The sequence below is a fragment of the Niallia sp. M35 genome (assembly GCF_050971705.1).
Taxonomy (GTDB): Bacteria; Bacillota; Bacilli; order Bacillales; family Cytobacillaceae; genus Niallia; species Niallia circulans_A.
The window spans coordinates 26,077-45,865 of sequence record NZ_JBPCEP010000029.1 but is presented as its reverse complement, the minus strand read 5'-3'; the positions used below and the strand labels follow the sequence as shown (position 1 = coordinate 45,865).

Here is a 19,789-nt window from a genome sequence, read left to right as displayed (position 1 = left end):
TTCTATACCCTGCTCTTTTTATTTGTTTATGTATTTAAAACAATCATCGCTTTTGATATCATAATAGAATACGTTACGATAGGAGACTTGTTATGGAACATTTAATCAATAAAAAAGTTAAAAATATTGAGATTTCTGGTATCAGAAAGTTCGCTAATATGGTCGCTGGAAAAAAAGGAATGGTTTCTTTAACCATTGGCCAGCCCGATTTTCCTACTCCACTACATATTAAAGAGGCAGCAAAAACCTCCATTGATGAAAACTATACTTCCTATACACATAATGCTGGAGACCTTGCGTTACGGGAAGCGGCATCTCAATTTGTAAATACAAAATATAATCTTTCTTATGATCCTTCCAAAGAAGTGATTGTTACCGTGGGAGCTAGCGAAGCTATTGATGTTACATTTCGAACGATTCTCGACGATGGAGTGGAGGTCATCCTGCCAGGACCTGTATATCCTGGATACGAACCAATTATTCGTTTATGTGGTGCGATTCCTGTGCATGCTGATATTCGTCATACGTCTTTCCGCTTTACAGCTGAGGTCATAAAAAAATATATCACGGAAAGAACAAGATGTATCGTCTTACCCTATCCATCAAATCCAACAGGTGTCAGCCTAACAAAAGAAGAAATCAAGGAGATTGCAGCCCTAATTAAAGGAAAAGATATCTTTATTTTAGCCGATGAAATATACAGTGAATTATTATATGATCAAGAGCATGTATCCATTGCTCAATATCTACGCGAACAAACTATTGTGATTAATGGTCTTTCTAAATCACATAGCATGACTGGATGGAGAGTTGGTCTATTATTTGCTCCTTCCTATCTTTGTCAACAAATCCTTAAAGTCCATCAATATAATGTAACTTGTGCCTCTTCAATCTCGCAAAAAGCGGCATTAGAAGCTTTAACTGTTGGTATTAATGATGCAGCACCTATGAGAGAAGATTATCAAAGAAGAAGAAAATATGTGTATGATCGCTTGTCCTCTATCGGATTGGATGTAGTCATGCCAGATGGGGCGTTTTACTTCTTCATAAAAGTTCCAACAACTAAATTGAATTCTTTTGATTTTTGCCTTGATCTAGTCGATAAAGTAAATCTAGCGGTTGTTCCTGGAAGTGCTTTTTCTGAATTAGGGGAAGGATATTTTCGAATTTCCTTTGCCTATTCTATGGAAACATTGGAAGAGGCATGTAATCGATTAGAGGAATATATAAAACTACATCTAGCAAAATAAAAAACAGCTTCTAATCTTGGCTTTCACCGATTAGAAGCTGTTTTTTCAATCCCAATATTTATATAAAGCTTGTGTTCCGCTCTCATCTTCTCCTTTTGCTGACAAGCGGCTGTACAATGTTTCCGCAAGAGATAATCCTGGTGTTTCCATTTGCATTTCCTCTGCTTCTTTAAGGGCAATTCTCATATCTTTTATAAAATGCTTGATATAAAATCCTGGTTCAAAATCCCCTTTTATCATTCTAGGTGCTAAATTACTTAAGGAAAAGCTCCCCGCGGCTCCGCTTGAGATACTCTGCAATACTTTTTCAGGATCTAGTCCCGCTTTTTGCGCATAAACGATAGCTTCACTTACACCAATCATTGTAGAAGCAATGGCAATTTGATTACACATTTTCGTATGTTGACCAGAACCTGCAGACCCTTGATAGACAATATTAGTGCCCAGTATCTCGAATAGAGGCAGAAGCTGTTGGAAAACCGCTTCTTCCCCACCTACCATAATGGATAACTTTCCTTCTCTTGCCCCTACATCTCCACCACTTACAGGGGCATCTACTGCATATATATTTTTCTTTTTCGCCTCTTCATATATTTTCTTAGCAAGACTAGGAGTGGAGGTGGTCATATCGATTAAATATGTATTTTCTTTGGCATTGTTAATTAATCCTAGTTCTCCTAAATATATTTCCTCTACATCTTTCGGATAACCAATAATTGTAATAATGACATTTGCTTTTAAAGCAATTTCATAGGGACTGTCTGCCCATTCTGCTCCAGCAGCTACTAGTTCGTCTGCCTTTGCTTTCGTACGGTTATACACCATAACAGGATATCCTGCATGCAATAAATGGCTTGCCATACTTTTTCCCATTACACCAGTACCAATAAAACCAATTATAGTTGTTTCTTTCGCCAACATCCGATCCTCTCCCTTTTTTGGCAAATAACTTTCTTTTTCTAATAGTATCATGAAAGCATGTATAATTCTTCTATATAAGATTGAAAACTGCTAATAGAAAAAAACTACCCAATATCCCAATCTTTCTAAACCAATTGGATAATACTAGGTAGTTTTTTCTTTTACTTATTACGTAATACCCGCACAAGAAGCATTTTCATTATTTCCATTGCTATTACTGCTCCGATGGCCAATCCAGCTGCAATTAACCATTCATTTAAGCCAAAGGAATCAGGAATGGCGAACACTTCTCTAGCAAAAGGCAGGATAGTAACTAAATAAAGTAAGAAACAAATACCTACTGCTCCTAATACATATTTATTAGAAAATAATCCGACTCCAATGATTGTTTGGGTGCTAGAACGCGCAGCAAAGGTTTGCAAGGAACGAGAAAGGATTAACGTGGTGAAAGCCATCGCTACTCCTAATTCATCTGAATGCTGTAAACCAATATAATGAGAGATAATTACCGCAATCCCAATTAATACCCCTCTTACAACAACCGCCCGAAGCGTCCCACCTGCAAAAATTCCTTCTTTGACGTCTCGAGGTTTTCGCTTCATTACACCAGGCTCTGATTTCTCCATTCCAAGAGCAATGGCTGGTAAGGAGTCATTTACTAAGTTTATAAATAATAATTGTAATGCTGTAAAGGGATTTGCCCATCCTGCAATCACTGCAAACAAGATCGCTATAATAGCGCCGAAGTTCCCTGCAAACAAATAGCCAATTGATTTTTTGATATTGTCAAAAACAGTTCTTCCTACTCCTACAGCATTTACAATCGAAACAAAGTTATCATCCGTAAGAATCATGTCAGCTGAATCTTTGGCAACATCTGTCCCGCTTCCCATTGCAATACCGATGTCTGCCTGTTTTAATGCTGGCGCATCATTAACACCATCACCTGTCATAGCAACAATTCGATTTTTCTTTTGCCAAGCTCGCACAATGCGAATTTTATTTTCTGGAGAAACACGTGCATAGACAGAAATTTGTTCTAATTTTTGATTCAGTTCTTCTTCTGATAATGCATCTAATTCTTGCCCCGTTAAAGCAATATCATTATCCTCCATCAAGCCGATTTTACGACCAATGGCTTGTGCGGTAGTTTTATGATCTCCTGTAATCATTACTGTTCGAATCCCCGCATCTTTTGTTTGCTCAATCGATCCATAAACAGCTTCACGTGGTGGATCCATCATCGCCGTTAAACCAACAAGGATGAGTTCCGATTCATCTTCTTCCGTTATAATTGTCTTATCATTGGGTACATGCTTATATCCATATGCAAGAACTCTTAAAGCTTGATTGGAAAAATCCTCATTAGCCTCCTGCAGTTTCTTTAACCATTCATTTGTAAAAGGTTCTTCCCTTTCATTTACTAATATTTTTGTCGCCCGGTTAAACATAACATCTGGGCCACCTTTTACAAGCATGAAACGTTTATTATCAATGGTATGAATCGTAGACATTAGTTTGCGATCCGAATCAAACGGTAATTCTGCTTCTCTCGGATATCTAGAGCGAATTTGTTCATAATTTCTTTTACCATCATTATAAAAGTTAATAAGCGCTACTTCTGTGGGATCTCCCACTTCTCTATTTTCTTTATTAATGTACGAATCATTACATAATACAGCTATATTTAGTAAAAAAGTTTCTGAATGATTCCATTGGGAAGGATCTGGTGGTAAATGTTCTCTTTCTCCTTCCGGTATAAAATAATCGGTTACAGTCATTTTATTTTGTGTCAGTGTTCCAGTTTTATCTGTACATATCACACTGGTAGAACCTAGCGTCTCGACTGCAGGCAATTTTCGTATAATAGCACTCTGTTTTGCCATTTTATTGGTTCCAACCGACAAGACAATGGTTACAATAGATGATAAAGCTTCTGGAATAGCCGCTACAGCTACGGCTACGGCAAATAGTAACGCATTAAGAATAGAAGTTGTAACATCAACATTTCCATCTCCTAACCATATCCTTAATGCTTGAATAGCAAAAATAAGAATAGATAAGAGAAGTATTCCTACTCCTAATTTTTTACTAAATTCTGCAAGCTTCTGTTGTAATGGTGTTTGCTTTTCCTCTGCTTTATTAAGCATATCAGCAATTTTACCAATTTCCGTTTTTTCCCCAGTGCCGGTTACAACAAAGATCCCTCGGCCATAAACGACTAGTGAACTACTGTATACCATATTAATCCGGTCGCCAAGTGCTGCTTCCTCGTCTATTACTTTTTCTTGTTTTTCAATAGCTTCTGATTCCCCTGTTAACATTCCTTCGTTTACTTTCAGAGAACCACTTTCTAAAATACGTCCATCTGCGGGGATAAAATCACCAGCTTCTAGAAAGACGATATCTCCTGGAACTAACTCCCGTGCAGGAATGGTGATATTGGTATTATCTCGCCTTACTTTTGCCTCCGGTGCGCTCATATTACGCAAAGCATCTAAAGAACTTTCTGCCTTTTTTGTTTGAATCACACTAATAACAGAATTTAGCAATAACACTAAAAAGATAATAAGAGATTCTACAAATTTACCCATGATTAATTGGATAATAATTACTAGTAATAAGACAATAACCATTGGGTCTTTAAATGTTTCTAAAAAGAGCTTCCAAGTTGGTACTTTTTCTTTATCTTGAAGCTCATTGTAACCCTCATTTTCCAAAATTTCTTTTACTTTGTCTGTTGATAGTCCTTGTTCAGATGACTGTAAATTTTTTAATACTGCTTCTTTATCCTTTTGATAAAATTCCACGTGACTTTATTCAACTCCTTATTGTTCCGCCTTATTAACTCCTTTTTTGACAATGATGAAATGGAACAAATAAACTGTTCTCTGTTCATATGTATAGTGGCATACTTCTATTTAAAACCCCTTCCCATTATTTAATTTCTATAAACCTGTCTAAAAAAACAATAGAATATTTGTATTTTGCCTCCGTCTTTCCTTTTCATGTATGGATGAAACGTTAAAGATAGGCAAAAAAAAACTGACTAGAGTCATCTAGTCAGTTCAAATAAGGGGAAAATGAGAATAGCGTTAAGCTAACTTGTAAAAAGAGCTTATGCTATTTTTATTTATACCCACTATTTTTAAGGATAAACCTGTTTATTTAAGAAAGTTTTGCAGCAGCTTTAACTGCTTCCATAACTTCTTCCGTTGTAGACATTTGTAATGCTTTTTCTGCTAACTCTTCCATTTCTGCTTTAGAAAGATTTAGAATTTGTGATCTTGCTTTTAAGATGGATGTAGCACTCATAGAGAATTCATCTAAGCCTAATCCTAATAATAAAGGAATAGCCGTTTCATCTCCTGCCATCTCTCCACACATACCTGCCCATTTACCTTCTTTATGTGCTGCATCAATAACCATTTTAACAAGACGCAGAATAGAAGGATTGTATGGTTGGTAAAGGTATGAAACGCGTTCGTTCATACGGTCTGCAGCCATTGTATATTGGATTAAATCATTTGTTCCAATGCTAAAGAAGTCAACTTCTTTCGCAAATTGATCTGCAAGCACTGCTGTAGAAGGAATTTCCACCATGATTCCTAGTTCGATTTTGTCTGCAACTTTAACGCCTTCAGACACTAAATTAGCCTTTTCTTCTTCTAAAAGAGCTTTAGCTGCGCGGAATTCATTTAATGTAGCAATCATTGGGAACATGATTTTTAGATTTCCATATGAGCTTGCACGCAGCAATGCTCTTAATTGCGTACGGAAAATATCTTTCTCCTCTAAGCAAAGACGAATTGCACGGAAACCTAAGAATGGGTTCATTTCTTTTGGCAGATCTAAATAAGGTAATTCTTTATCTCCACCAATATCTAATGTACGAACAACAACTGGCTTCCCTTTCATGCCTTCAAGAACAGCTTTATAAGACTCAAATTGCTCATCTTCTGTTGGAAGCTGATCTCTTCCCATGTATAAGAATTCTGTACGATATAAACCGACAGCTTCTGCACCGTTATTCGTTACCCCTTCTAAATCATTAGGTGTACCGATATTTGCTGCAAGTTCAACATGAACACCGTCAGAGCTTACTGTTTGTTCATTCACTAACTTAGCCCATTCTGCTTTTTGCTGTTCATATTGCTCAGCAACTTTTTTATAGCTTTCGACTACTTCAGGTGTTGGATTAACATGGATTTCTCCTTTTAATCCATCAACAATGACTAAATCGCCATTATTAATTTCTTCTGTTGCTTTTTTTGTCCCTACAACAGCAGGAATTTCTAAAGAACGAGCCATGATAGCTGAGTGAGATGTTCTTCCACCAATATCTGTTGTGAATCCCTTAACAAATTGACGGTTAAGTTGTGCAGTATCAGATGGTGTTAAATCTTCTGCAACTACAACTACTTCTTCAGAAATCATACTTGGATTTGCTAAATGTACGCCTAAAAGGTGAGACATTACACGTTTTGTTACATCACGAATATCTGCAGCTCTTTCTTGCATATACTCGTTATCCATTGATTCAAACATCGTAATAAACATGTCTGTTGTTTCTTTTAATGCAAATTCTGCGTTTACTAGATCTGTTTTAATTTTGTCTTCAATAGGTGCAATTAATTCTGGATCACTTAATACTAATAAATGCGCTTCAAAAATAGCAGCTTTATCTGCACCAAGCTCTTTATTAGCTTTTTCACGAATAGCTTCTAATTCTGATTTCGCTTTATTTAAAGCTTCTTGAAAACGAGAAATTTCACTTTCTGCATTTTCCACACTAGTCTTTTCAAAAGAAAGATCTGGTTCAACTAGGCGATAAGCTTTAGCAATGGCTATTCCACTAGATGCAGCAATTCCTTGTAAAAAACTCATTATTCTGCCAAACCTTCTTTATTTAAAGTTTCTTGTAATCCATTAATTGCTTCTTGTTCGTCGTTACCTTCAGCAATAATTTTAATATCAGCACCTTGAGCAATACCTAATGACATAACACCCATAATCGATTTAAGATTCACTTTTTTCTCTTTATATTCTAATTGAATATCTGAATCAAACTTGCTAGCAGCTTGTACTAAAAGAGTCGCCGGTCTAGCATGAATTCCTGTATCTGCAATAACTTTAAATTGTTTTTCTACCATAATAAAATCATTCTCCTTTATCGATTAAGTTATAAGATGTTAACATAAGCTAAACTTTTCAAACTTAAACAACCTTAATTATAAACCAACAATTGTTTATCATAAATAATATATAATTTATATATTACAATTGTAAACTGAAAGCTATGTATTTTGTCGAAAAAAAATTAATTGTCTATGCACACAAACTTTCTTTACAACCATTTATAGCATCTTCTAAAAAGATGAGAACATGTAAGATAGTGTTCAAAATAGGCAGGTAATTTAAGTTTTTGAAAAAGACATCTCAAATGAAAGAATAGCATTTCTTTGTTATATAGACAATCAAAATTTACTAAACGACAAAAAATAGTTAACTTTATGGGGAATTTTAGGGGAATTAGTCCATTTTGGGATTAATTCCTGTTTTATAAAATCCCCATATTATAAACTTTTATTCAGTTACGGATTTGCATAGAAACCAATATAAACTGAAAAATATATTGCATTATCTCCTTAAACAAGCTTAAATATTATTAAAACTTTCATGTTACGTAAATTCTATGTAAACATTATTAAGATGTACTTAGAATGGAAACTAAATCGTTATCAAGATTAATGCCATTTTTCTACAAACATTAATGCTTTAACTGGATCATGGACTAAAGTGAGGAGAATTATGAGATACAACCGGAAAGAATCTTTTCGATATCAATTAACTGATTTTATAGATGCTACATTTACTGTAAAAGTTGACGAAGCTACTCTTTCTAATAAAGGTCATGCTTCTATAAATAATATAAGCCCCAATGGGTTACGTTTTCGAACAGAATATGACTTACCAGCTGATGATACACGATTACTTTTACAACTACAGTTCCCTCTAAATGGAAGGGAAATAGTAATGCCTGGTCATATATCGTGGAAGAAAAAGATCGGGAACCTATATGAATATGGCTTTGAAGGGACAGGAACTCCGGAAGCCAAGCAGCAGATCATCAGGGGACTGAAGGAACTTTCACGAATAGAGAACTAAGATACACCTCAATAGCACAAGTAATAGATTTTCGTTTACATCTATTGACAAACCCCGCTTATAAAAAAGCGAGGTTTGTTTGTATGCACTATGTATACTATAGAAACGATTTATTTCAACAGTTTAACTTCTCGGTTCATCCATATATTTATATGTAACATCTCCTCCTATTTCGGCAATTCCTTTAAAATGTTTGAAATCTTCCCTCTTTACTAATTCTGATCGGAATGCAAGAAAATCTTCTTTTTTCACTCGATAGCTTTCTATTTCTCTCTTCATTAACTTATCTAAAATTTCTTCGACTATTTCTTTATTCATCCATTTCACCAATTAACCTTTCCATTATTTTTTTGACCATATTTTAAATTACTTTTTGACTTTAAGTAAAGAATTCTGCATAATTCCTTTTTATGGAACTATTTCTGATATTATTATGTATAATTCTACTAATTATGTTATAATATCATCTAATATCAGAAAAGTGTATGCATTTTAATCATCAAGGATAGTCGAATAATCGGTTATTCGAGAAAATGGTTCCTTATACCACTTTCTTTTCACACAAAATACATAATTTTTCGATTAACCAGCGTTTCCCTATTAATGAAGGAGAATTAATTATTTAGTAACAAGCATTAAACCTATTTCAAAAAAGTTAGTAACACACATTTTATTCATATTTTCATAGTATATATTTAGTAAGTTTATATACTTATATGTTTACGAATAAGTTCGAAGTAGTGAAAACTATATTCAGAATTTATATAAATTTTGGAATGATAAGGAGAGATTGTGCGTGAAAATAGCTGAGGTTGGAAATATTATTGAATTTAGAGGCTTGCAAGGCATTGTAGAAAAAGTAAATGAAAATTCAGTTATTGTTGATTTGACTTATATGAGTAATTATCGCGATTTAGAGCTAGAGCAAAGAACTGTTGTTAACCATAAAAATTATCGTATCATAAAATAATCAAGAAACCTAAAAAAGAAGTCAGATTGGGAATTTCCCCACTTATTGACTTCTTTTTTGTATGCGCTTTACACCTAACTTCTATATTATAAAGAAGAGACTACTCTTCTGCTAATTCCTTTTTCGTTTTTACTTTTCCATGCGGCTTTTGTTTCTGCTTACGTACAGTCCATTCTCTTTCTTTTTCGCTCTGCGCTTTTGACACTTTTCTCACCTCCATCCTTTCCGTTTTATCATGAACAGTATTTCGTTTTTTATCCATTTCTTTCTTAACGTTTTAAGACTTATTCTCCCCCATCTAAATGACACTATGTTTGCAAATATTCTGTTGACCACTTGATAAAAAACTGTTAACATCACATTATATTTCTTAAATAATTGCATGCTATGAATGTTATGGATCAAACTATAACAGGAGCAGCTTCTGGAGAGACCGTTCTGTAAAAAACGGCACCGAAGGATTCACAATCTCAGGTAAAAGGACAGAAGATCAACCAATACATACTTAAAGTTATCATGTCCTGGTTCTTCTTATCCTTTTAAACAGATTGGTGTCTCCAATCTGTTTTTTTCATACATTCTTCCCTACTCTTTTATTTAAGATGTAAAACAATAGGAAATTATGAGGTGAAATGATGGTTCAACAACGTCGCGCAGTTGTCAGCGTAATTGGAAAAGATCAAATCGGGATTATCAGTAAGGTTACAACAATCCTTTCTAATAATCACATCAATATCCTAGATATAAGTCAAACCATTCTCCAGGATTTCTTTACGATGATGATGCTCGTAGATATCACTGATAAAGAAAACTTAGATAACTTAACAAAACAGTTTGACGAACTAAGCGAGCAACTTCATTTAAAAATAAATATCCAATTAGAAGAAATCTTCCAATCTATGCACCGCGTTTAAGAAAAGAGGGTCCAATAATGAAAATTGCATTAAATGAAATGATGGAAACAATCAACATGGTACAGATGGAGAATCTTGATATTCGTACTGTGACAATGGGAATCAGTCTTTATGATTGTGCTGATTCTGATTTCCAAAAATTAAATGATTCTGTATACAAAAAAATTACAACTTATGCAAGCAAATTAACAGAAGTAGCAAATGCGGTAGAAAAGGAGTATGGAATTCCTATTATTAATAAGCGGATTTCCATCACCCCTATTGCCGAAATACTTGGAAATAGTACAGTAGAACAGGCTGTAACGCTTGCCAAAACCCTAGACAAAGCAGCAAAAGATTTAAATGTAGATTTCATTGGTGGATATTCTGCTCTTGTTCATAAAGGGATTTCTAAAGGGGATCAAACATTATTAGACGCTCTCCCAGAAGCACTTTCTGTTACGGAACGTGTTTGTTCTTCTGTCTCTGTTGCTACGACAAGAACAGGAATTAATATGGATGCTGTCAAACAAATGGGAGAAATTATCAAAAAAGCAGCAGAAAATACGAAAGATACAAATGGTTTAGCTTGCGCTAAGCTCGTTGTCTTCTGTAATCCTGTGGAGGATAATCCCTTCATGGCAGGTGCTTTCCATGGAGCTGGTGAAGGAGAAGTTGTTATCAATGTAGGGGTTAGTGGTCCTGGAGTCGTTTTAAGTGCACTAAAAAAATATCCTGCAGCAGATTTAGGCGAAGTATCAGATATCATCAAAAAAACAACCTTTAAAATTACTCGTGCTGGTGAATTAATAGGTCGTGTCGTTGCGGAACGATTAAACGTGCCTTTCGGTATTATGGACCTATCTCTTGCTCCAACAAACGCTATTAACGATAGTGTTGCAGAGATATTAGAAGAAATCGGCTTAGAACGAGTTGGAACTCATGGCACTATTGCTGCCCTCGCCTTAATGAATGATGCAGTAAAAAAAGGTGGTGCAATGGCAAGCAGCTATGTGGGCGGATTAAGCGGAGCCTTTATTCCAGTGAGCGAAGACAATGGAATGATTAAAGGGATTTTAGACAATAGCTTAACCCTGTCTAAATTAGAGGCAATGACATGTGTCTGCTCTGTTGGCCTTGACATGATTGCTCTTACTGGAGATGTTACAGCTGCTACTTTATCTGCCATAATTGCCGATGAAGCAGCCATTGGGATGATTAATAAAAAAACAACAGCTGTTCGCGTTATTCCTGTTCCAGGGAAAAAAGAAGGAGAAATCGTTGAATTCGGCGGATTATTAGGTCGAGCACCTGTTATGGGTGTCAATCCGTATAGCTCTGATAAATTAATTAATCGTGGTGGACGTATTCCATCTCCTCTACAAGCTTTAATTAATTAGTATTATATACTGGACAAGAAGTATCCCTATCTTTTCCTGAGCAATAGGGAACTTCTTGTCTTGCTATTCATCATTTTGGTATGGGCTTTCTCCATAAGAATAGTAAGAAAACTAAACTTATATATCCAAATATAGGATATAAAAAGGATAATAGCGTACCATATTGGACGTAACTAATTAGATAAGAAATTAAAATAATTCCTCCAATTATAACCATGCTTGGTAAAGGAATAAAACTGCGCAACTGCCTCTCTAATCCATAGATATTCCCAATAACAGAACTGAAAATTTCTCCATAAATCACTAATATATATACCCATGAAAGCTGAGGAGCCAAATTTTTCATAATGACAGCCATCGGAATGGAATACCGGTAAACATCTGATAGCATAATAAGAGAAAAATGACTAGATATTAAAATAAGCATTAAAGCGATTCCACCTAATATCCCTCCCCATTTTGCCACTTCTTCATCGCCGATTTCAGAGGCAGCAGGTACTAGAACCGCAATGGCCAAAGCTAAATTTAAAGCAGTATACGAAAATGGAGAACTGATCGTTTTCCATGAAATATTCTCCATCTGAAATATCTCACCAAAAAACCCAGGCAAAGATATAGAAAGTAGAAATAAAATAAAACTAAAAGTAATCATAATAGGTACAACAAAAGTGTTTACAGCAAACAATCCCTTTGTACCAACTCTCATAACAAGTAAGGAAAGAATAATAGTAAAGATGACACCAGTGCTTTTATTCAGCCCAAGCTGCTCTTCAAATACAGCACCCGCTCCTGAAAACATCACGGCGCAAACACCTAAAAGCATTAATAATAATAGAAAGTTAATCATGTTTCCAACAATGTTACCAAACAAGTAAATGGTAAATTCTTGATAGGAAGATGCCTTTATTTTGACAGATATCCTCATTAATTTTGCTCCGAAATAGGCAAAAATAATCCCACTTAAAAGTATCCCTAAAAAGCCAATAAATCCATATTGTGAAAAGAACACCACTATTTCTCTCCCTGTCGCAAAGCCAGCACCAACTACCGTGCCTACATAAACTGCTGCAAGCTGAATTGCAGCACTCCATTTATTTTTCACATATTTCCCTCCTTACATCAACTATATGTAGAAATGGACAAACAATGACGAGCATTTTAGCCTATTAAAAATTTATTTTATCCATGACGTTTAACCCTTTTAAAATAGGAAAATTGGTATAGACACAAAGAAATTTCCTATATACATAAATTTCTAAATTTTATTTTGAAGCAAAATACTTGAAAGTCAAAAAAGGTCAAAGTATAATCATAATTACAAAAGGTCAATATTAGTCAAATTCAAAAGGAGGATATTTACAATGAAATGTGAAATGTGCCAACAAAATAATGCAACAATCAGTTTACGATTTGTTTTTAACAATATGGAAAGCACAATGAATCTATGTCATGCATGCTATCAAAAAGAAAAGCAAAAAATGACAGCACAAAGTGGCCCAATGTTTTTCCAACCTTCCCCTTTTGATGAGTTATTTCAATCATTTAACCAATCAAATCCATTAGGGGGAGCTAGTACTTCAAAGGAAGCTCCTTTTACTAACAACCATAAAAAAGCAGGTATTCTTGATAAACACGGAAAAAATTTAAATCAAATGGCGAACGCTGGTTTGATTGATCCCGTTATCGGCAGAGAAAATGAAATCGAACGTGTTATTGAAATCCTAAATCGTAGAAATAAAAACAATCCTGTGCTAATTGGCGAACCTGGTGTCGGAAAAACAGCAATAGCGGAAGGCTTAGCATTAAAAATTATAGAAGGTAATGTTCCAAAAAAATTACAAAACAAAGAAATTTATTTATTGGATGTTGCTTCCCTTGTTTCGAATACTGGAATTCGAGGACAATTTGAAGAAAAAATGAAGCAAGTAATTCAAGAAGTACAAGCTCGAAAGAATGTAATCGTCTTTATCGATGAAATTCACCAGTTAGTTGGGGCAGGTTCTGCAGAAGGATCAATGGATGCAGGTAATATTCTAAAACCAGCACTCGCTCGTGGCGAATTGCATATCATTGGGGCAACTACCTTAAAAGAATACCGTCAAATCGAAAAAGATGCTGCATTAGAGCGAAGATTCCAGCCGGTACAGGTAAGTGAGCCATCTGTTGAGGCAACTCTTTCCATCTTAAATGGTATTAAGGATAAGTATGAAAAGTTCCATGAAGTTACTTATACTGAGGATGCAATTAAAGCATGTGCAGAGCTCTCTCATCGTTATATCCAAGATCGCTTTTTACCAGATAAAGCAATTGATTTAATGGATGAGGCTGGTTCTAAAATGAATCTTTCTTCTACTTATCAAAACACAGAAGAAATTGAAAATCGTCTTGCTATGATAGCAAAAGAAAAAGAACAAGCATTGAAAGAAGAAAATTACGAGAAAGCAGCAGAATTACGTAAAGAAGAGCAACAGCTTGAAAAAGCTATAAACGAACCAAATATAGAAGAAAAACCGATTGTCGATGTTACCCTTATTCAACAACTTATCGAAAAGAAAACGGGGATTCCTGTTGGAAAATTACAGGAAGATGAGCAACAAAAAATGAAGTTTTTGAGTGAACGTTTAGCTGCAAAAGTGATTGGCCAGGACGAGGCAGTCCGCAAAGTGGCGAAAGCTATTAAGCGTAGTAGAGCAGGACTAAAATCAAAAACAAGACCAATCGGAAGCTTCCTATTTGTCGGTCCAACTGGGGTCGGAAAAACGGAACTTACTAAAACACTTGCAGAAGAATTATTTGGCAACAAAGACAGCATGATTCGATTAGATATGAGTGAATATATGGAGAAACATAGTATTAGTAAAATAATTGGTTCTCCTCCAGGCTATGTCGGTCATGAAGAAGCAGGACAATTAACGGAAAAAGTAAGAAGAAATCCATATAGCATTATCCTGCTAGATGAAATCGAAAAAGCACATCCTGATATCCAATCTATCTTCCTGCAAATTTTAGAAGATGGACGTTTAACAGATAGTCAAGGACGTACAGTAAGCTTCAAAGATTCTGTTATTATCATGACAAGTAATGCTAGTGTTGGTCATAAGCACAAAGTGGTTGGCTTTGGAAATAATGATGCCATTGAAGAAAGTAATTTATTACAAACATTAGGAAACTTCTTTAAACCTGAATTTCTTAACCGCTTTGATGCGATTATTGAGTTTAAAACACTGGAAAAAGAACACTTACTTCGCATTACTGATTTATTGATACAAGAACTTGCTCAAAACTTGCAAGAACAGAATATTACTTTACATGTAGAGGACACTGCAAAAGAGAAAATTGTTGAACTCGGTACCCATCCAAGCTTCGGAGCTCGTCCTTTAAGAAGAGTGATTCAAGAACATTTAGAAGATCAACTGGCAGATGTTATTCTTGATGATCCATCTGTAACAGAATTAACAGCTGTTCTAGAGGATGACCAAATTAAAATAAAACCAGTTCTCTCTAAAACATTATCATAAAAATAAATAGCTAAAACCGTGGGAGGAATTATTCCCACGGTTTTTATTTTTATAAATTACGGTCATCTACTGAATTTAACCATTCATCGATTTCCCCTACTACAGATTCCACACAGCCTTCTTCAAAAGGAGAAATTAAATTAGCTGCTTTGACTAATTCTGTAAATGGCATACTGCCTCCCAAGCCGCAAAGCTTGACATAATCTTCCCAAGCTTCTTCTTTATTCTCTCTTGAACGTTTCCAAAATTGGAAGGCACATATTTGTGCTAATGTATAATCAATATAATAGAATGGAGAATTATAAATATGTCCTTGTTTTTGCCAGAAACCTCCATTTTCCAGATATTCATTTCCATCATAATCAAGATGAGGACTATATTTTCTTTCTATCTTTCTCCATGCTTGCTTCCTTTCTGATGGAGTAGCCGTCGGGTTTTCGTAAACCCAATGCTGAAATTCATCAACTGATACTCCATACGGAAGGAATAGCAGGGCAGAACTTAAATGAGAAAACTTATATTTTTCTACATCTTCTTTAAAGAATAAATCCATCCATGGCCATGTGAAAAACTCCATACTCATGGAATGAATTTCTGCTGCTTCATATGTTGGCCAATAGTATTCTGGGATAGCAAAGCCGCCGCTAGAATACACTTGAAATGCATGACCTGCTTCATGGGTTAAGACATCAATATCGCCTGATGTACCATTAAAGTTTGAGAAAATAAATGGTGCTTTATAATTTTCGATAAAAGTACAATAGCCACCACCAGCTTTTCCCTTTTTAGCGACCAAATCCATTAATTCTGTTTCTCTCATATAAGAGAAGAAATCACCCGTTTCTTTTGATAATTCATTATACATCTTTTGTCCATTTTCAACGATCCACTCTGAATCTCCTTTAGGAGCTGCATTTCCAGTTACAAATTCGAATGGTTCATCATAAAATTTTAAGGAGTCAACTCCGATTCTCTCCCTTTGTCTTTCTTTTAATTTAGTTGCAAGGGGGACGATATAGTCTTCAACTTGTTTTCTAAAAGCCGCAACCATATCTGCATTATAATCTGTGCGATACATACGATCATAACCTAACTCGACGAAGTTTTTATAGCCTAGCTTATTAGCAATTTCTGTCCGAACCTTCACCATATCATCGTATATTCTATCTAACTGCTCTTCATGTTCACGGAAAAAAGCAAACCGGGCTTCACTTGCTGCCTTTCTCGTCTCGCGATTTTTTGATTCTGTAAATGGCTGTAATTGTGCCAGTGTTCTTTCTTCCCCTTCAAACAAAATCTTGGCAGAGGCAACAAGCTTAGTATATTCAGTAGAGAGTTTATTTTCTTGCTGAAGTAATTCAACGATATCCTCTGAGAATACTTTTAGTTGCGCTTCTGCTAATGCAAATAATTGCTTGCCCCATTTTTCTTCTAATTCTGGTTTAAATTTAGATTGAACAAGCGCTTGATAATACTTTGTAATAAGCCCTTCTACCTTTGGTGATATCTCATCGATATAATCTTGTTCTTGCTGGTAAAACTCATCATTTGTATCAACAGAATGGCGGATATAGCATAAATTAAACATAGTAGAAATGTCATTTCTAAGCTCATTTATTTTTTCCATTGCTGCCATTTGTTGATCTAAATGCTCTGCCTGATTAAACTCTACTAATAATTCGTCCATTCTAATTGTAAATTCATTTATATCTGGTCTTTTGTATGTAAATTCCGAAAACTTCATTCTTTTATATCCCTCCATTTTTAACTGGCTTCTCTAATTATACATGAAATCTAGGAAGACCAATACAAAAAAGCGAATATTCATAATGGAAGATTTATTTCCTATCAAAATAAATCTTCCTTCTGAAATACTCGCTTATAATAAGTTTTTCTTGTCCTATTTATCCCCAACAGATAATCCAAGTCTTTTTATTAATTCAATTGCAGTATCTTTTTCATCTGGTGTCAATTCAGACATGATTTCATGAATTCTTTGCTCATGATTTGGGAAAATACTCTCTATTAATCCCTTACCATTATCAGTAATTTGTGCAAATGTAACTCGTCTATCAGTTGGGCAGGCAACCCTTTTTAAATATCCTTTTTCCTCTAATTTATCTACCACATAAGTGATGCTCCCACTTGCTAACAAAATCTTTCCCCCAATTTGCTGTAGCGGCTGATCGCCTTTATGATACAGCAATTCCAGGACTGCAAACTCTGTCGGATTTAAGCCGTTTGCCGTGATTGCCTTATTAACATTTTCATTTATTGCTCGATAAGCACGTGATAATACAATATATAACTTTAATGATTGATCGATATCTTTTTTTGCCATTTATAAACTTCCCTTATTAGTATATAATTCACTATCTCGAATTCAGATAAATTATATTATTCCCTAGGTCTTTTGTCAATTTCCAGATGAAAACCTTCCCCTTCATTGAGCTTTCTCTATTTCATGTTATAATTATATCTATATATTGGAATTACCCTATGGAGAATCTATTGATGAAAATAAACACACACAAAAAGCTTTTATATTTTGCAATTGTCGTTATTCCGATCCTTATTACAACTATTCTATTTTTTTATTACCAAGTAAATAGAGAAGAAGCAAAAAATAAGGCTCATGCAGAATGGGTGGCCTCTATTCACCAAAGACAATGGGACTCTTATATAAACAAAATCGTCTCTTCTTTAAATATTCTAAGTCTCTCCATTCAAACTAATACCGATTCAGCAGAAGAAATTAATAACCTATTAAAAAAAGTGTTTACGAATGAGCATATTTATGGTGGTATATTCTTACTTGATAGTTCAGGTAAAACAATTGCTGGGGTTAATGATACGTATGATTCGATTGATATCTCTGAAGAGGATTATATAATGGAAGTTATTAATTCAAAGGACTTAGTGATTTCTAATAGAGAGGAAGTATTAAGCAACGGTCAGAAAGTAATCGGTATTGCCATGCCTATTATCAGTGACCATAATCAATTAAATTCAATTATAACTGCTTATCTCCGTGTCGATCACTTAATAAATATCACGAAAATGCTATCCTCAGAGGAAAACATCGCCATTATGAATGAACAAAAAGAACGCATTTTTTATATAAATGATGGTGCATCAATCAATAAAAAAGAAGTTATAAGTATGCCCATTGATCGCCTGCCTTGGACCATCATTGTGGAATTAGAAAAACCACATATTTGGAATATCGTAAAATCGAAAATATGGGTCCTTCTTTTTTTTATGGTGATTTTCCATTTCTTTTATATGCTTTTAATTCTTTACTATCATCGTAAAATAAGAGAAGAAGAAGCAAAACAAAACGAAATTCAAAAATTAGAACTTGTCGGCAATTTAGCCGCTAGTTCTGCACATGAAATTAGGAATCCTCTAACTGGTATCAAAGGTCTCATTCAATTATTAAGTGAGAAATATCATGATCAGCAAGACCAGTTTTATTTTTCTATTATCCAAAAAGAAATTGTACGGATAAATGAAATCGTAAGTCAATTCCTTATCTTAGGAAAGCCAACTGCACAAAATAAGCAAAAAATAAACTTAAAATTAATCATCGCAGAACTTAATCCGCTTATCGTTTCGGAAGCAAATTTATATAATGTAAAATATACAGAAAAGATATCTGACCAAGACATTTATATTCTCGGAATCGCCGATCAAATGAAACAAGTATTACTTAATTTAACCAAAAATGCGCTTGAAGCAATGGAAAAGGGCGGGCAGTTAGAACTTTCCATACGTTCCGTTAAGTCAAACGTAATCATTACAATCACCGATAATGGCATTGGCATGTCCAATCAACAGTTAAAGAAAATATTTGAGCCATTTAATACTTCGAAGGAAACAGGGACTGGCTTGGGGCTCGTTGTATGTAAAAGAATCGTTGAATCATTCGATGGTGAAATCCATATATCCAGTAGGGAAAAGAAAGGCACAAAGGTAAATATAATCTTACCTATTATGGAATAATTATTTATCTATTCGCTTCTTGCATCATAAACGCTGTTCATTTTCTATTATTCTTCTTAAAAGAAGAATAGTAGCTTTTGAACAAAAGAAGCGTTTTTTATTTTGTCAAAATATTAGTGGATAATAGGATAAGTAATTTAATGGAGGTCACATCTTTCTTTAAAGAAGGGCATTGATTTGGATGAAATATTATTAAGGTAATCACTGCCATTACCCTTCGCCATTTAGTTATCTATATACAACCTCGGAATAATTTTTCCGCTTATATCGGTTAGCATTGGACCAAAAAATTCGCGTGTTTTTATATTGTCTTTTTATTTGTTTTCTTTTCTCACTTTCGTAGCGAAATACAAGCTGATATTCATAGATTAATTTATCGAGTTCTTGACTCAATCTAATGGTCTCTTCATCAATTGTTCCACGCTCTTTCGCTGTTTTAATCATTACCTCCCTTTTATCTTGAATTTCAAATAATAATTCTGTTTTCTTACAATACACCTTACTTCCTCCTAATCAAATTCCTTACTTACAAACAATGCATTATTTGTTTACTTGATGAATTATTACAATAAAACAAATAAAAGTAAATAGATTCGCAATATTAGACATTTTTCTAAGTCAAAATAGGTATTTGTACTTATTTTTTCTTGATTCCGCTTCTTTT

17 protein-coding genes and 1 riboswitch are annotated in these 19,789 nt (G+C 34.5%); of the genes, 7 read left to right on the top strand and 10 right to left on the bottom strand.

The window, feature by feature from the left end:
- Positions 1–92 precede the first annotated feature (92 nt).
- Positions 93–1,250, top strand: a complete 1,158-nt coding sequence (locus NiCM35_RS25830; protein WP_123257398.1) for an aminotransferase A — start codon at positions 93–95, stop codon at positions 1,248–1,250.
- A gap of 45 nt (positions 1,251–1,295) precedes the next feature.
- Here NiCM35_RS25830 and NiCM35_RS25825 read toward each other — a convergent pair whose 3' ends face one another.
- The 4 genes from NiCM35_RS25825 to NiCM35_RS25810 form a co-directional block, all read right to left on the bottom strand.
- Complete coding sequence (locus NiCM35_RS25825; protein ID WP_095329050.1) at positions 1,296–2,171, bottom strand: NAD(P)-dependent oxidoreductase; 876 nt, start codon at positions 2,169–2,171, stop codon at positions 1,296–1,298.
- Positions 2,172–2,332: 161 nt separating this feature from the next.
- On the bottom strand, positions 2,333–4,981 hold the full coding sequence (locus NiCM35_RS25820) for a cation-translocating P-type ATPase (protein WP_095329027.1): 2,649 nt from the start codon (positions 4,979–4,981) through the stop codon (positions 2,333–2,335).
- Positions 4,982–5,339: 358 nt separating this feature from the next.
- Positions 5,340–7,058, bottom strand: a complete 1,719-nt coding sequence (gene ptsP, locus NiCM35_RS25815; protein ID WP_095329026.1) for a phosphoenolpyruvate--protein phosphotransferase — start codon at positions 7,056–7,058, stop codon at positions 5,340–5,342.
- Entirely contained in the window at positions 7,058–7,324 is a 267-nt protein-coding gene (locus NiCM35_RS25810; RefSeq protein ID WP_016200927.1) for a phosphocarrier protein HPr, read from the bottom strand. The genes ptsP and NiCM35_RS25810 overlap by 1 nt, the downstream gene beginning before the upstream one ends.
- A 658-nt stretch (positions 7,325–7,982) precedes the next feature.
- Here NiCM35_RS25810 and NiCM35_RS25805 point away from each other — a divergent pair.
- Positions 7,983–8,339 carry a PilZ domain-containing protein gene (locus tag NiCM35_RS25805; RefSeq protein ID WP_095329025.1) on the top strand — a complete coding sequence of 119 codons (357 nt, stop codon included), beginning with the start codon at positions 7,983–7,985 and terminating at the stop codon, positions 8,337–8,339.
- A gap of 123 nt (positions 8,340–8,462) precedes the next feature.
- Here the strand turns inward: NiCM35_RS25805 and ykzS are convergent, their stop codons facing one another.
- On the bottom strand, positions 8,463–8,657 hold the full coding sequence (gene ykzS / locus NiCM35_RS25800; RefSeq protein WP_095329024.1) for a protein YkzS: 195 nt from the start codon (positions 8,655–8,657) through the stop codon (positions 8,463–8,465).
- 478 nt (positions 8,658–9,135) lie between these two features.
- Here ykzS and NiCM35_RS25795 point away from each other — a divergent pair, with 478 nt between their 5' ends.
- Complete coding sequence (locus NiCM35_RS25795) at positions 9,136–9,309, top strand: YkvS family protein (RefSeq protein WP_095329023.1); 174 nt, start codon at positions 9,136–9,138, stop codon at positions 9,307–9,309.
- 100 nt (positions 9,310–9,409) lie between these two features.
- Here the strand turns inward: NiCM35_RS25795 and NiCM35_RS25790 are convergent, their stop codons facing one another.
- The gene (locus NiCM35_RS25790; RefSeq protein ID WP_235850216.1) at positions 9,410–9,514 is read right to left on the bottom strand and encodes a DUF6254 family protein; all 105 of its coding nucleotides are present in this window, start codon (positions 9,512–9,514) and stop codon (positions 9,410–9,412) included.
- A 209-nt stretch (positions 9,515–9,723) separates the two neighbouring features.
- A riboswitch (glycine riboswitch) is annotated at positions 9,724–9,805 on the top strand.
- Positions 9,806–9,944: 139 nt separating this feature from the next.
- Between NiCM35_RS25790 and NiCM35_RS25785 the strand changes: the two genes are divergently transcribed.
- Positions 9,945–10,223 carry an ACT domain-containing protein gene (locus NiCM35_RS25785; RefSeq protein WP_031534154.1) on the top strand — a complete coding sequence of 93 codons (279 nt, stop codon included), beginning with the start codon at positions 9,945–9,947 and terminating at the stop codon, positions 10,221–10,223.
- Positions 10,224–10,240: 17 nt separating this feature from the next.
- Entirely contained in the window at positions 10,241–11,602 is a 1,362-nt protein-coding gene (locus tag NiCM35_RS25780) for a PFL family protein (protein WP_123257395.1), read from the top strand.
- A 70-nt stretch (positions 11,603–11,672) separates the two neighbouring features.
- On the opposite strand, the gene NiCM35_RS25775 is transcribed toward NiCM35_RS25780, so the two are convergent.
- Positions 11,673–12,704 carry a YkvI family membrane protein gene (locus NiCM35_RS25775; RefSeq protein WP_095329021.1) on the bottom strand — a complete coding sequence of 344 codons (1,032 nt, stop codon included), beginning with the start codon at positions 12,702–12,704 and terminating at the stop codon, positions 11,673–11,675.
- A gap of 259 nt (positions 12,705–12,963) precedes the next feature.
- On the opposite strand from NiCM35_RS25775, the gene NiCM35_RS25770 reads away from it, so the two are divergent.
- Positions 12,964–15,120, top strand: coding sequence for an ATP-dependent Clp protease ATP-binding subunit (locus NiCM35_RS25770; protein ID WP_095329020.1), 2,157 nt, complete (start codon positions 12,964–12,966; stop codon positions 15,118–15,120).
- Positions 15,121–15,169: 49 nt separating this feature from the next.
- Here the strand turns inward: NiCM35_RS25770 and NiCM35_RS25765 are convergent, their stop codons facing one another.
- Both NiCM35_RS25765 and NiCM35_RS25760 read right to left on the bottom strand, forming a co-directional pair.
- The gene (locus tag NiCM35_RS25765; protein WP_123257393.1) at positions 15,170–16,864 is read right to left on the bottom strand and encodes a M3 family oligoendopeptidase; all 1,695 of its coding nucleotides are present in this window, start codon (positions 16,862–16,864) and stop codon (positions 15,170–15,172) included.
- Positions 16,865–17,020: 156 nt separating this feature from the next.
- The gene (locus NiCM35_RS25760) at positions 17,021–17,461 is read right to left on the bottom strand and encodes a MarR family winged helix-turn-helix transcriptional regulator (RefSeq protein ID WP_095329018.1); all 441 of its coding nucleotides are present in this window, start codon (positions 17,459–17,461) and stop codon (positions 17,021–17,023) included.
- A 173-nt stretch (positions 17,462–17,634) separates the two neighbouring features.
- Here NiCM35_RS25760 and NiCM35_RS25755 point away from each other — a divergent pair, with 173 nt between their 5' ends.
- Positions 17,635–19,125 (top strand): PAS domain-containing sensor histidine kinase, encoded by a 1,491-nt coding sequence (locus tag NiCM35_RS25755; protein ID WP_164463608.1) that lies wholly within the window; start codon positions 17,635–17,637, stop codon positions 19,123–19,125.
- Between the two features lie 228 nt (positions 19,126–19,353).
- Here NiCM35_RS25755 and NiCM35_RS25750 read toward each other — a convergent pair whose 3' ends face one another.
- Positions 19,354–19,623, bottom strand: a complete 270-nt coding sequence (locus tag NiCM35_RS25750; RefSeq protein ID WP_123257391.1) for an aspartyl-phosphate phosphatase Spo0E family protein — start codon at positions 19,621–19,623, stop codon at positions 19,354–19,356.
- Between the last annotated feature and the right edge of the window lie 166 nt (positions 19,624–19,789).